At 61.0% G+C, this 12758-nt stretch carries 13 protein-coding genes; 9 read left to right on the forward strand and 4 right to left on the reverse strand.

The annotated features are described in order from the left end of the window. The first annotated feature begins 35 nt into the window (after positions 1-35). Together ATN37_RS24955 and ATN37_RS24960 are read left to right on the forward strand one after the other, a co-directional pair. Positions 36-2402, forward strand: coding sequence for an arylsulfatase (locus ATN37_RS24955; RefSeq protein WP_209910055.1), 2367 nt, complete (start codon positions 36-38; stop codon positions 2400-2402). A 47-nt stretch (positions 2403-2449) separates the two neighbouring features. Continuing rightward, the gene (locus tag ATN37_RS24960) at positions 2450-2587 is read left to right on the forward strand and encodes a hypothetical protein (protein ID WP_156511708.1); all 138 of its coding nucleotides are present in this window, start codon (positions 2450-2452) and stop codon (positions 2585-2587) included. A gap of 8 nt (positions 2588-2595) precedes the next feature. Here the strand turns inward: ATN37_RS24960 and ATN37_RS24965 are convergent, their stop codons facing one another. The 3 genes from ATN37_RS24965 to ATN37_RS24975 form a co-directional block, all read right to left on the reverse strand. Next, positions 2596-4251 carry an FAD-binding dehydrogenase gene (locus ATN37_RS24965; RefSeq protein ID WP_003940084.1) on the reverse strand — a complete coding sequence of 552 codons (1656 nt, stop codon included), beginning with the start codon at positions 4249-4251 and terminating at the stop codon, positions 2596-2598. Further along, positions 4248-4913, reverse strand: a complete 666-nt coding sequence (locus ATN37_RS24970) for a TetR/AcrR family transcriptional regulator (RefSeq protein WP_003939987.1) — start codon at positions 4911-4913, stop codon at positions 4248-4250. Before ATN37_RS24970 ends, ATN37_RS24965 begins: the two co-directional genes overlap by 4 nt. Positions 4914-5054: 141 nt before the next feature. Beyond that, on the reverse strand, positions 5055-6386 hold the full coding sequence (locus tag ATN37_RS24975) for an MFS transporter (protein WP_042447217.1): 1332 nt from the start codon (positions 6384-6386) through the stop codon (positions 5055-5057). A 157-nt stretch (positions 6387-6543) separates the two neighbouring features. Here ATN37_RS24975 and ATN37_RS24980 point away from each other — a divergent pair, with 157 nt between their 5' ends. The 3 genes from ATN37_RS24980 (at position 6544) to ATN37_RS24990 (ending at position 9114) form a co-directional block, all read left to right on the forward strand. Further along, entirely contained in the window at positions 6544-7707 is a 1164-nt protein-coding gene (locus ATN37_RS24980; protein WP_042447073.1) for an LLM class flavin-dependent oxidoreductase, read from the forward strand. 150 nt (positions 7708-7857) lie between these two features. After that, positions 7858-8394: a hypothetical protein gene (locus tag ATN37_RS24985; protein WP_007729952.1), complete on the forward strand. Its 537-nt coding sequence runs from the start codon at positions 7858-7860 to the stop codon at positions 8392-8394. Between the two features lie 87 nt (positions 8395-8481). After that, on the forward strand, positions 8482-9114 hold the full coding sequence (locus ATN37_RS24990; protein ID WP_042447070.1) for a hypothetical protein: 633 nt from the start codon (positions 8482-8484) through the stop codon (positions 9112-9114). A 10-nt stretch (positions 9115-9124) separates the two neighbouring features. Here ATN37_RS24990 and ATN37_RS24995 read toward each other — a convergent pair whose 3' ends face one another. Continuing rightward, the gene (locus ATN37_RS24995) at positions 9125-9640 is read right to left on the reverse strand and encodes a CGNR zinc finger domain-containing protein (protein ID WP_003940315.1); all 516 of its coding nucleotides are present in this window, start codon (positions 9638-9640) and stop codon (positions 9125-9127) included. A gap of 25 nt (positions 9641-9665) precedes the next feature. Here ATN37_RS24995 and ATN37_RS25000 point away from each other — a divergent pair, with 25 nt between their 5' ends. From ATN37_RS25000 to ATN37_RS25015, 4 genes are all read left to right on the forward strand, one after another. Next, entirely contained in the window at positions 9666-9857 is a 192-nt protein-coding gene (locus ATN37_RS25000) for a hypothetical protein (protein ID WP_042447067.1), read from the forward strand. 103 nt (positions 9858-9960) lie between these two features. Then, positions 9961-11568 carry an AMP-binding protein gene (locus ATN37_RS25005; protein ID WP_063315715.1) on the forward strand — a complete coding sequence of 536 codons (1608 nt, stop codon included), beginning with the start codon at positions 9961-9963 and terminating at the stop codon, positions 11566-11568. Positions 11569-11695: 127 nt separating this feature from the next. Continuing rightward, positions 11696-11980 carry a hypothetical protein gene (locus ATN37_RS25010; RefSeq protein WP_003939785.1) on the forward strand — a complete coding sequence of 95 codons (285 nt, stop codon included), beginning with the start codon at positions 11696-11698 and terminating at the stop codon, positions 11978-11980. Positions 11981-12018: 38 nt separating this feature from the next. Next, positions 12019-12750, forward strand: a complete 732-nt coding sequence (locus ATN37_RS25015; RefSeq protein ID WP_039973126.1) for a hypothetical protein — start codon at positions 12019-12021, stop codon at positions 12748-12750. Positions 12751-12758 lie beyond the last annotated feature (8 nt).

Raw genomic sequence — 12758 nt, forward strand, 5'->3', positions numbered from 1 at the left:
GAAAGAGCCATGTGAGAGACAGAAGGCGAGACGTCATGACGGATCCGACAGACCAGAGCCGCGCCGTACTACCGATTCCGGATCGACAACATCTTGGTCTGGTGACGTACGACGCGAAGGATCCGGACACCGAGTTTCCGCCGATCACTCCGCTACTACCGCCGGCCGGCGCACCCAATGTTCTGGTGGTCCTGTTGGACGACGTGGGATATGGCGCGAGCAGTGCCTTCGGAGGACCAGCGGACACACCGACTGCTGAGCGATTGCAAAGTAATGGGCTCACGTACACGCGGTTTCACACGACGGCACTGTGTGCTCCGACCCGCGCCGCTCTTCTGAGCGGGCGCAACCATCATTCGGTCGGCATGGGATCGATCACCGAAACCGCTACCTCGGCTCCTGGTCTTTCCGGCCTGCGGCCGAATACCAAAGCCGCACTGCCGATGACGTTGAAACTCAACGGATACTCGACGGCGCAGTTCGGCAAGTGTCACGAGGTTCCGCCGTGGCAAACATCCCCGGTGGGACCGTTCACGTCGTGGCCGACGGGAGAAGGCGGATTCGAGCATTTCTACGGATTCATCGGCGGGGAGAACAACCAGTATTACCCGGCGCTGTACGAGGGCGTCGCGCCTGTCGAGCCGGACAAGACACCGGAGGAGGGTTACCACCTCACCGAAGACCTTGCCGATCACGCGATCGACTGGGTTCGGATGCAGAAGTCCTTGGCTCCGGACAAGCCGTTCTTCGTCTACTTTGCACCCGGCGCCACACATGCACCGCACCATGTTCCGAAGGAGTGGGCCGACAAGTACGAGGGCCGGTTCGCAGGAGGTTGGGACGCCCAACGCGAATCGATTCTCGGGCAGCAGAAGCAGCGGGGAGTCGTTCCCGCGGATGCGGTCCTCACCCCGCGTCCCGAGGCCATTCCGGCGTGGGAGGATATGAGTGAGGAGATGAAGCCCGTCCTCGAACGCCAAATGGAAGTCTATGCAGGATTTCTCGAACACACCGATTTCCATGTCGGCCGGCTTGTCGATGCGATCGAAGAACTCGGAGCTCTCGACAACACCCTCGTGTACTACATCATCGGAGACAACGGAGCGTCCGCAGAGGGGACGATCAACGGCGCTTTCAACGAGATGGCCAACTTCAACGGACTCGCCGCCATCGAAACACCCGAGTTCATGGCGGAAGTGAAAGACAAGTTCGGTACCAAGGACGCATACAACCACTATTCCGTGGGGTGGGCGTGGGCAATGTGTACGCCGTATCAGTGGACGAAACAGGTTGCGTCACACTGGGGTGGCACCCGTAACGGGACGATCGTGCACTGGCCTGCAGGGATTCGGACCAAGGGGGAGACGCGGTCGCAGTTCACCCACGTCATCGACGTTGCACCGACGATCCTCGAAGTCGCGAAACTACCGGAACCGACCTTTGTCAACGGCGTCCAGCAATCACCCATCGAGGGGACCAGCATGGTCTACACCTTCGACGACGCCGAAGTCGCCGAACGTCACGATCTGCAGTACTTCGAGATGGCCGGCAATCGCGGTATCTATTACAAGGGTTGGAGTGCGGTCACCAGGCACAGCACTCCGTGGCTTTTCGCGGAGGCACTCCCCGCACTCGACGACGACGTGTGGGAGCTCTACGACGGGTCTCAGGATTGGACGCAGTCCAAAGACTTGTCGGCTGAGATGCCGGAGAAACTCGCTGCACTGCAACGCTTGTGGTTGATCGAAGCGGTCAAGTACAACGTGCTTCCGATCGACGACCGAAGATTCGAGAGGTTCAACCCTCACATCGCGGGGCGTCCGCAGTTGGTGTCCGGGAACCGACAGGTTCTGTTTCCCGGAATGAAACGGCTGAGCGAGCACAGCGTGCTGAGTATCAAGAACCGATCGTTCAGTGTCACAGCAGCAGTCGACGTCGCGGATGGCATTACTGCCAACGGTGTGATGATCGCGCAGGGAGGCAGATTTGGCGGCTGGGCACTTTACGCGCGGGAAGGCCGCGCCAAATTCGTCTACAACCTATTGGGCATGACTGAGTTCGTCATCGCTTCCGACGTTGACATTCCGGCAGGATCACACCAGATCAGAGCTGAGTTCACTTACGACGGAGGTGGTCTCGCGAGAGGCGGTGGGGTCACGATCTATCACGACGGTCGCGAAGTGGGCTCAGGTCGCGTCGAGCAGACGCAACCGATGGTGTTCTCCGCGGACGAGACCACCGACATCGGGGATGACTACGGCATGCCTGTCAGTGTCGATTACAGTGGCGCAACCACATTCAACGCACGTATCGACGTCGTGCAGATCGATGTCGGTGACGACGACCATACCCACCTCATCGATCCGGAGGAGGTGGCGCGAGTGGCGGTGTCCAGACAGTGATTCCACAGGCAAGAGCAGCAGTCACAATCTCCTGAGGGAGGGTCGCAATGCCGACCGTCATCCGAACTGTTCACGATCTGGTCCGCCACGCGCGCGGGCCGACGCACCATCACCACCATCAATCCGTGCACGAGGCGCGGCGAATACGTGCCCACCACATTCTGGTCACGCATTCGCTCGCCTGATTTCGGGGCTACAGGTCGCGCGCCAATGCTCGTCCGGCTGCGCGGCCCGAGAAGATGCAGCCGCCGAGGAAGGTCCCCTCGAGTGCGCTGTAACCGTGGACTCCGCCGCCGCCGAAGCCCGCGACTTCACCGGCTGCGTACAGGCCGTCGAAGACACTGCCGTCGGCCTTGATGACCTGCGAATCCAGGTTGGTTTCCAAGCCGCCGAGAGTCTTGCGTGTGAGCAGGTGCAACCGGACCGCGATCAGTGGGCCGTTCTTGGGGTCCAGGATCTTGTGCGGTGCAACGACGCGCACGATCTTGTCTGCCAACAGATTACGGGCACCGTGGATGGCGGTGACCTGGAAGTCCTTGCTGTACTTGTTGTCGACTTCGCGGTCGCGGGCGATCATCTCGCGCTCGATGTCCTCGTAGTCGAGGAGCGGTTCGTCGGTGAGGGCGTTCATGCCGTCGACCAGATCACGAAGGTTGTTGCGCACAACGAAGTCGGCGCCCTTCTGCTTGAACGCCTCGACCGGTCCCGGCGCGCCCTTCTTGATTCGTTCGAGGAGGAGCTTGAAGTCGCGGTTGGTGAAGTCCGGGTTCTGTTCCGATCCCGAGAGTGCGAACTCCTTCTCGATGATCTTCTGGTCGAGGATGAACCACGTGTACTCGTGGCCGCTGTCCAGGATGTACTTGAAAGTTCCCATCGTGTCGAAGCCCGGGAAGTTGGGGACCGGCAGACGCTTGCCGGTGGCGTCGAACCACATCGAGGACGGTCCGGGAATGATTCGGATTCCGTGGTTCGGCCAGATGGGATTCCAGTTCTGGATGCCTTCGGTGTAGTGCCACATGCGGTCGCGGTTCACGATGTTTCCGCCCGCGGATTCGGTGATTTCGAGCATGCGCCCGTCGACGTGCGCCGGTACTCCCGTCAGCATGTGCTTGGGTGCCTTGCCAAGTCGCTCGGGCCAGTTTTTCTTCACCAGTTCGTAGTTGCCGCCGATTCCACCGGATGTGACCACGACGGCCTGTGCGGCGAACTCGAATTCGCCGATGGGGGTGCGCGAGCTCTTCACGCCGCGCAGATCACTGGAAGGTTCGAGGACGGTTCCGCGTACACCAGTGACCGCACCATCGGTGACGACGAGTTGATCGACTTGGTGGCGGTGCTTGAACGTGACCAGTCCACGCTTCTGAGCGGCGATCACTTTGGTCAGAAAGACATCGACGACGCCAGGTCCGGTGCCCCAGGTGAGGTGGAAGCGCGGCACCGAATTTCCGTGTCCGAGAGCCATTCCGCGGCCGCGTTCGGCCCAGCCGACATTCGGCATCAGGCGAAGCCCCAGATCGTGCAGGTACTGACGCTTGTCGCCGGCCGCGAACTCGACGTACGCCTTGGCCCACTGACGCGGCCAGTGATCTTCGCGGTCGCGGTCGAATCCCGCTGTGCCCATCCAGTCCTGCATCGCCAACTCGAGGGAGTCCTTGATGCCGAGTCGGCGTTGTTCGGGGCTGTTCACGAGGAAGAGTCCGCCGAGAGACCAAAATGCCTGCGCGCCGAGGTTGGCAGCGTTCTCCTGTTCCACGACAAGGACTTTGCGGCCCGCGCGCGTCAGTTCGTAGGTGGCGACCAGTCCCGCCAGCCCTGCCCCGACAACGATGACGTCAGCTTGTTCGCTCACGACAACTCCTCTTCCGATTGGTTGTTCTGGATTATTTCGCTGTAGGACAGCAGAATTCGAGTGAAGATATCGCGGCGCAGTGCAAAGGCGGCGTTGGTGTCGGTATCGACGAGGCACTGCACGCTGGTGCCGTCGTGCACTGCAACCAATGCCCGTCCCAACGCCGTCGGGTCGCCGACGATTGTTCGCCCGACGTCGCTGAGTGCGGACTCCACGATGGGCAACAGGGTGCGAAGGATCGCGTCTTCACGGTCGGCAAGGGCTTTGCGAAGTGCCGGGTTGCGGAGCGCGTGGGCTGTGAATTCCGCGTTGATCCGGTACCACTGCGGGTCGACCGGAACCACCGCCACGATCCGGGCGACAGCGGCATGGATGTCGACGGTGTTACCGGCGGTGATCGACTCCGTCGCCAACCGCAGATCGGCGAGCATTGCTGCGGATCGCTGCTCCCACATCGCGAAGAACAATTCGTCGAGTGAATCGAAGTTGGAGTAGAACGCGCCTCGGGAGTATCCGGCGCGTTCGCAGATCTGCTCGACCGTGGCGTGCCCGAACCCGGCTTCGGAGAAGACATCTGCAGCCGCGTCGAGCAGGCGCTGCCGGGTCTGACCACGGCGTTTGGTGACACGCTTGGCCGGCGAGTTGTCCGTTCCAGTCGTCATCGGCGCCTCCGTCAGGGTGGGACCCCAAACGATACACCGATGTATCCGATGCGTAGGCGTATCTCGATCTGTTCTTCTTCGCAGGTATTTCTATGCGTATCTAGTAAATGTCCAAGAGAAGTGAATATTCAGGTGTGATCGCTACAGATGCAGATCACGCTTCCTGATCGCCGCAGTGGCGGCGACGCTGATCGCCGAGGTGGCCACCAGATATCCACAAGCCAGCCACGGTGAACCGCCGCTGGCGCCGATCAGTGCCGTCAGAATCAGAGGTGTGACGCCGGAGGCGTAGATACCCGAGAACTGGTAGACGACCGACAACCCGGTGTACCGGATTTCTGTAGGGTAAAGGCTCGCATACAGGGTTCCCTGGGCACCGTAGAACAAGGCATGAATCACTCCGAAGACCACGACCATCGCGACTCCGAAGAGCAGGAGATTCTCGGTACCGAACAGTGCGAAGGCGGGGAAGATCGCGAGGCCGTACGCGGCGATGCCCACGATGTAGACCCGTTGCGGGCCGAACCGATCGGTGAGTAAACCGGAAAACGGCAGCAAGATCGCCATCACTACTGCGGCCACGGTGACCACAAGAAGTACGGGAACCTTTTCGAAATGCAGCGTCTTGGTTGCATACGTGATTGCAAAGACGCCCCAGGTGTTGAACGCGGCGCCCTCGCCCCAGCGAGACAACATGCCCAGTACGGTGTTTCGCGCGGCTTTTCCTTGAAAGACTTCCCTGAGCGGGGCGGACGAGCGCTGTTCGAGGTCGCGAACGGCCTGAAAGGCGGGCGTCTCGTCCACCTTCAAGCGGACCACCAACCCCACGATCACGAGCACCAGGCTCAGGACGAAGGCGATGCGCCAGCCGAAACGGAGAAACTGGTCGTCGTCGAAGACTGTTTGAAGCAGCGCGAACATTCCTGTGCCCAATGCCAACCCGAGAGCCAATCCGATCTGCGGGATGCTGCCGAACAGTCCACGCTTCTTCTCCGGACTGTGTTCGACCGCCAAGAGAACAGCTCCGGCCCACTCACCACCGAGAGCAAATCCCTGCAGGATACGAAGCAGCAGAAGCAGAATCGGCGCAACGACTCCGATCTGAGCGGCGGTCGGAAGAACGCCCATCATCGCCGTCGCGATACCCATGATGAACATCGTGAGAGCAAGCGTCTTCTTGCGCCCGATGCGATCGCCGATGTGACCGAACGCCACTCCACCGATGGGGCGAACGAGAAAGCCGACTGCGAAGGTCGCAAAAGAAAGCATGGTCCCGACAAAGGAACTCTGGTTGGGGAAGAACAGTTGGTTGAAGACGAGGCTCGCGGCCGTCGCATAGAGGAAGAAGTCGTACCACTCGACCGTCGTGCCGAGCAGGCTCGCGGCGACGACGGTTCTCAGTCTGGATCGCCGCTCGTCGTCGGTCTCGTTCGAGAACGGTGAATTGTGCTCGACTTCGGCAAACGTGGTCATCGGAGCCCCCGGGTCGCGGTGCAAATTCACGAAGCTATCGCCGGAGCCGAAAGTGGGCACCCCTAGCGATCAGGGTGATTTCAACCCTGTTCTTCGAGGTGGACTGTGGTTGTAATGACAGAAGAGTTCTGCCTGTTCGTCGACGAAAGGAATCACCGTGTCACTGCGCTTCCACTGGTTCTTGCCTACTTACGGTGATTCCCGGAATCTGATGGCGGGTGGACACGGCAGCTCGATGTCCGGTGATCGTCCGGCGACGCTGAAATACCTCAATCAGATCGGCGCGGCCGCCGAGACGAACGGCTTCGAGGCCGTTCTCACACCCACCGGCGCGTGGTGCGAAGACGCATGGCTGACGACAGCGATGATGGTCGAGACCACCGAGACGCTCAAGTTTCTGGTTGCTCTGCGACCGGGATTGCTCAGCCCGACGCTGGCCGCTCAGATGGCCGCTACCTTCCAATGGCAGTCGGGTGGTCGTCTGCTGCTCAACGTCGTGACCGGCGGGGAGGACCACGAGCAGCGCACGTTCGGTGACTTCCTCGACAAGAACCAACGGTACGCACGATGCGGCGAGTTCCTCGACGTGATCCGCCAGTTGTGGTCCGGTAACGGTCCGGTTGATTTCTCCGGCGAGTACGTCAACGTGGAAAAGGCTACGCTGCAGCGCATTCCGGATCCGGTACCGCCCATCTTCTTCGGTGGATCGTCGCCGGCGGCCGGAACCGTCGCATCGCGTTACGCGGATACGTATCTCACCTGGGGTGAGACGCCGTCCGCTGTTGCCGCCAAGATCGCCTGGATTCGCGACCTCGCGGAAGTTCAAGGTCGTCACCTCGACTACGGAATCCGTCTGCATGTCATCAGCCGGGACACCTCGGAACAGGCATGGGCAGAAGCGGATCGGCTGCTCAGTGCGCTCGATCCGGCGACCGTCGAGCAGGCTCAGGCGAGTCTTGCGCGATCCGGCTCCGAAGGTCAGCGTCGGATGCTCGAATTGCACGGCGGCGGTTCGGCTTACAAGGAGGGCGTCGGAGCGAGGTCGCTGGAGATTGCGCCGAACCTGTGGACCGGCGTCGGATTGGTGCGAGGGGGTGCAGGCACCGCATTGGTCGGTTCGCACCAAGAAGTGGCTGATCGGATTGCCGAGTACGCGGCGATCGGCCTGGATCACTTCGTATTGTCGGGCTATCCCCATCTCGAAGAGGCGTATCAGTTCGGTGAGGGTGTGCGTCCGATCCTCGAAAAGCGTGGATTGGTAGCACCGCACGGTTCGGTCGGCGGACCGGTGCGAACGCCCTTCGTCTCCAGTGGGAACTGAGTCGAACAGCGAGCTCTTCGAGAAGGGGACGTTTGTCCCGATCTTTCGGGCACGGCCTCCCTCCGGGACTATTCACGCAATTCGGTCAGTAGATCCGATCTAGGCTGCGCACTGTTGCCGAACTCAAGGCGCAGTACGAAAGGATCCTCGATGAAGCTGGGCACGAGTGGAGTACGTCGCGTCGTGGGAACCGTGGCAGTCGCCGCTGCAACCGCGGCAGGCGTCGCGATGGTCAATCCTGCAACTGCGTCGGCCGAGGTGGTCCCACCGGTCGTCTCGTACAAGGTGACCGGAAACGATCTGGCACTGACGATCACGAACAACAACACGGGCATTGCCCCGTTGTGCCAGGCGTTTGTCGTCAACGCCGCGGATTCTGCTGCCGTGCTTGATGATCCGCTCAAGCTGCTCGATCCGAACCTTGTGGTGTACCCCAAGATCACCGACCCGTCCTCACTGTTCGCCGTCGGTAAGGGGCAGACGGTCACCAACACCGTGACCGATGTTCCGGACGGAACCTACGCCGTGCTCGGTGCCTGCTCCGATCTTCTCGATCTGGAGACGTTGGGTAAGCCTGTTCCTGGCGTGCCGAGCCTCGTTGTCATCGGTGGACCGTTCAGCGGCATCAATACCGGAAGCCTGAGCGACCTGTTCGGCAGCGGCAGCCTCGAAGGACTTTTCGGGTAGCTTACCGTCTGTCTCCCCAATTTTCCGACTGAGCGGTCTATTCTTCAGGCATCTGGTGATCTGACCGACTTGTCTGGAGGTTCGGAAATGCGAAGTCGTGGATTCAAACGCGTTCTCGGAAGCATTGTCGCGGCGTCGGCCGCCGTCGTGGGACTGGTTGTCATGACTCCGGCGTCGGCGTCGGCATCACCGGCGATTCTCCCGCCTCCGGTGTCGGTGAGCGCAGCGGACAATGCGATCACCTTCACCATCACCAATCCGAACCCGCGGTTCAGCTTCATCAACTGCACAGTGGCGATCCTCAACGCCAGGGATGTCCCCGACGTGATCCGCGATCCGGCAAAGCTGCTCCAGCCCGGCGTGTTGGTGTATCCGACCGTCAGCAACATCCTCGATCTGTTTGCCGTTTCGCCTGGGCAGACGATCACGCGGACCGTCGGCAATCTGCCGGCCGGGGTGTACGCCGTTGCGGGAGCGTGCGTTCGACTGCTCGATCCGACCAACCCCACTATCGCGATTCCGCAGGCCGTTGTGGTCGGCGGCTGGTTCGAGGGCGCCGGAACTGGAAGTCTCTCAGGTTCTTTGGAGGACCTGGGATACAACACGGTCCAGGACTTGATCGACGCATGGAATCGGATCAGCTCGGGAAGCAGCGGCGGTAGCTTTCAGTTCGAGTACCAAGGTGGCTCGGATTTCGAGGTAGTGGGTCCGACGTCGTAGTAGGTGCAGCTCACTTGCGTGCACGATGACGCCGCACCGCGTCGCGATTCGCACACGTGGGGGAGCAGTACCGCTGATTGCCGTTGCGTGAGGTGTCCGCATAGATGTTGGTGCACTCGTCCAGGGTGCACCGACCTAATCTGTGCATTCCGCGGCCGACGAGGTGCAGCGCCGTGCCTACCGAGAAGAGGGCCTTGAGGACCTCGGCGAGCGACTGTTGCGGATCGCGGTAGTGCAGATGCCACCCGTCGTTGGCGTGGTTGGTCATGCGCGGATACGCCGACGCTTGCTCGAGCATGACGTTCACCAACTCGGCGCGGGCTGCCTCCTCCGTGACGTCGACGATTTTCGACCACTCGATCAGAAGGTCGAGGGTCTCGTCGAGGTCCTTCTCGGCGATGGGGAAATCGAGAATGATGCCTGCATCGACGCAGCGTTCGACGAGTTCGGCCAAGGTCTCGGGATTTCGATTGGCCAGGTCGGCGGCCAGCGTCACCGCATATTCGCCGTAAGGGTTGAGATGCACAATGCCATTACATCATGCTCGTCGTATGAAGAAAACAGATTTCGCGCCGATAAGTTGCATCCACCGCTGGGAGATCGAATCTCGGCATCGGACCAGCGAGGGGACGGTCACCTACCTGCGCTGCCATTGCGGGTCGTGGCAGACCTTGCTCGCCGAATGGGTGTCGGGCGGTACGGGCTCGGCCGTCGCTGCGCCGATCAAGGTCAGGTCCAGGTAATGGTCAGCTAATCGCTCCGTTTTGCCTCGGGTGACATGGAACGTGTTCTAGATTCAGGGTTGTATGCCTCGGTATCGCGGCGCAGACTCTGAAAGGGAAGACGATGCAGTTCAACCTCGCTGATGTATTCGAAACCGTCGCCAGCTCGGTGCCTGATCGCGTCGCCTTGACTTACGAGGGAGAGAACTTCTCCTACGCTGAGCTGGACGCGGAAGCCAATCGAACGGCCAACCTGCTCGCGCAAGCCGGCATCTCGCGCGGCGATCATGTAGCCCTGTTCCTGAAGAACAGCGTCGAACATGTCACGTCGATCCTCGGGTTGATCAAGATCCGTGCGGTCCCGATCAACGTGAACTACCGGTACACGCCCGCCGAGCTCGAGTACATCTTCACCAACTCCGACTCGGTCGCAGTGGTCGTGGAACTCCCCGAGCATCAGCGTGTCCTTGCTTCCCTTTTCGGTGCATGCCCGAAGGTGAAGACGGTGATCGTGATCGGCGAGGTCGAGGCCGAACTGGTCGCTGCCGCGAAAGTCCATGAAGTGTCGGTGATTTCCTTCGACGACGCTCGCGAGATGTCACCGGTAGGGGAGTTCGATTCTCGTTCGGGCGACGACGTGTACCTCCTCTACACCGGCGGGACGACCGGATACCCGAAGGGTGTCATGTGGCGTCACGACGACTTCTTCCGTAAGCCGCTCTCCGGCGGAAATCCGTACGGCGAGGAAGCTCGACAGGACCTCGCCGAGATAGCCAGCGCTGCAAAGGAATTTCCGGAACTCTCGTTCCTCATTGCCGCCCCCCTCATGCACGGCGCAGCGTTGTATTCGCTGTTCACGTTCCTCACCCTCGGCGCGCGCGTGGTACTACGACGAGAATTCGTTGCGGAGAAGGTCGTCGAAGCGATCGAGAAGGATTCGGTACAGGTGATCTTGATCGTCGGTGACGGCATGGGACTGCCGTTGGTCGACGAGATGGAACGACGCAAAGACGAGGTCGATTTCAGCACCCTGTTCTCGATCACCTCGGGTGGTGCGATCTGGTCCACCAGCGTTCGGGATCGCATGCTGGCGGTGAAGCCGGACCTGCTGTTGCGCGACAACTTCGGAGCCTCGGAGTCCGGTAACGACGGCGCCTTCTCCATCGACGAGGCGGGGAATCTGCGAATGCCGCCCTCGCCGAACATGATCCTGGTCGACGAGCGGCTCGAAGAGATCCCCGCCGGCTCCGACGACGTGGGCTACATCGCGCGTATCGGAAACGTCCCGCTCGGGTACTACAAGGACGAAGAGAAGACCGCCCGCACGTTCCCGACCCGCGCTGACGGCACCCGTCTTTCGGTGCTCGGCGACATGGGCAAGGTTGAAGCGGACGGCACGATTGTCTTCCTGGGCCGCGGCTCACAGTGCATTAACACCGGCGGCGAGAAGGTTTTCGCCGAAGAGGTCGAGGCTGCCCTTCACGCGCATCCGGCGATCTCCGACGCGCTTGTCGTCCCCGCACCCGACGCGCGCATGGGGCAGCAGGTTGCCGCGGTGATCGCGACCTATCCCGAGTCCGACGAGCTGACTCTCGAAGCGGTTCAGGAACATTGCCGTAAGACGTTGGCCGGTTACAAGGTGCCGCGCACGATCGTGCTGGTCGATGAAGTCAAGAGGACCCCGGCCGGTAAGGCGGACTACCGCTGGGCGACGACACTGGCGTCGTCCTAGCAGTGTGGAGTGGGTGGCGACAACCTTTCACACGGATTTCACCACGACATAAGAGACATACCGGAAAGATGGCGCAGAGTAAGTCGTTCGCGCCTTGCGTCGTCACTCCACGAAAGGGTCTCAGCTCATGCTCATCATCGGAATACTCCTGTTCGGGATCGTCATCGGAGCGGGAGCCCAGCTGATTCTGGGGAAAACGACCGCACGAGTGGACTGGACCTTCGCGTTCATCGCGGGAATCGGTGGTTCGCTGGTCGGCGGATTGCTCGTGAGTTTGATTGCAGGCGACGGATTATCATTGCGCCCGAGCGGCATCCTCGGGTCCCTTGCCGGCGCTGTCATCATCACCGCGGGGTGGCAGTGGTACCGCGGGAGGAACGCAACTACAACTACGCGTCCGTCTGATCGCTGATTTCCACAGTTCCGTCAGGGGACGGAGAGCGTCGACATATGACCGAACTACTCGATGAAGTCCTCACCGCACATGGCGGAGTCGAACGTTGGCAGTCTGTTTCAGCGATCACGGCACGGGGACGTTTGGGCGGTCTGCTGCCTCAGCGCTTCCCCGGCAACAAGCTGGCGAAGTTCACGGTCGAGGTTGAAGTCGCCGAGCAACGCACTGTCCTCCAAGACTTTCCGCGTGTCGGCGAGTGCGCTGTGTTCGACAAGGGCGTCGTGCGGATCGAAACTCGTGACGGCGAAGAACTCGGGAGTCGAACCGACCCACGTCCAGAGTTTTTCGGGTTGAGTGGAGTCCGGCGCAACCTCCACTGGGACGCGCTCGACACCGCTTACTTTGCCGGCTACGCCTTTTGGAACTATCTGAACGCACCGCTGCTGCTCGCCCGCGACGACATCACTGTCACCGAAGCCGAACCTTGGCAGGAATCCGGGCAGCAATGGCGACGACTACAAGCAACATTTGCGCCAGAAATCGACACCCATTGCCGGCAGCAGACCTTCTATGTCGACAACGGTGGCCTCATCCGCCGTCACGACTTCGTCGCCGAACCGGTAGGCAGCTGGGCGAAAGCTGCTCTCTACTGTGACCATCACCGTCAGTTCGACGGTCTCACCTTTCCCACTCGACGGCGCGTTCTCCCGCGGGGCCCAGGCAGTCGCGTTCTCTCGCGGCCGACCCTCCTGGCGCTCGACTTCGACGACATCGAGATCAAGCGATGAACATCAGT

The sequence above is a fragment of the Rhodococcus sp. MH15 genome, from assembly GCF_019266045.1.
Lineage (GTDB): Bacteria > Actinomycetota > Actinomycetes > Mycobacteriales > Mycobacteriaceae > Rhodococcus_F > Rhodococcus_F qingshengii.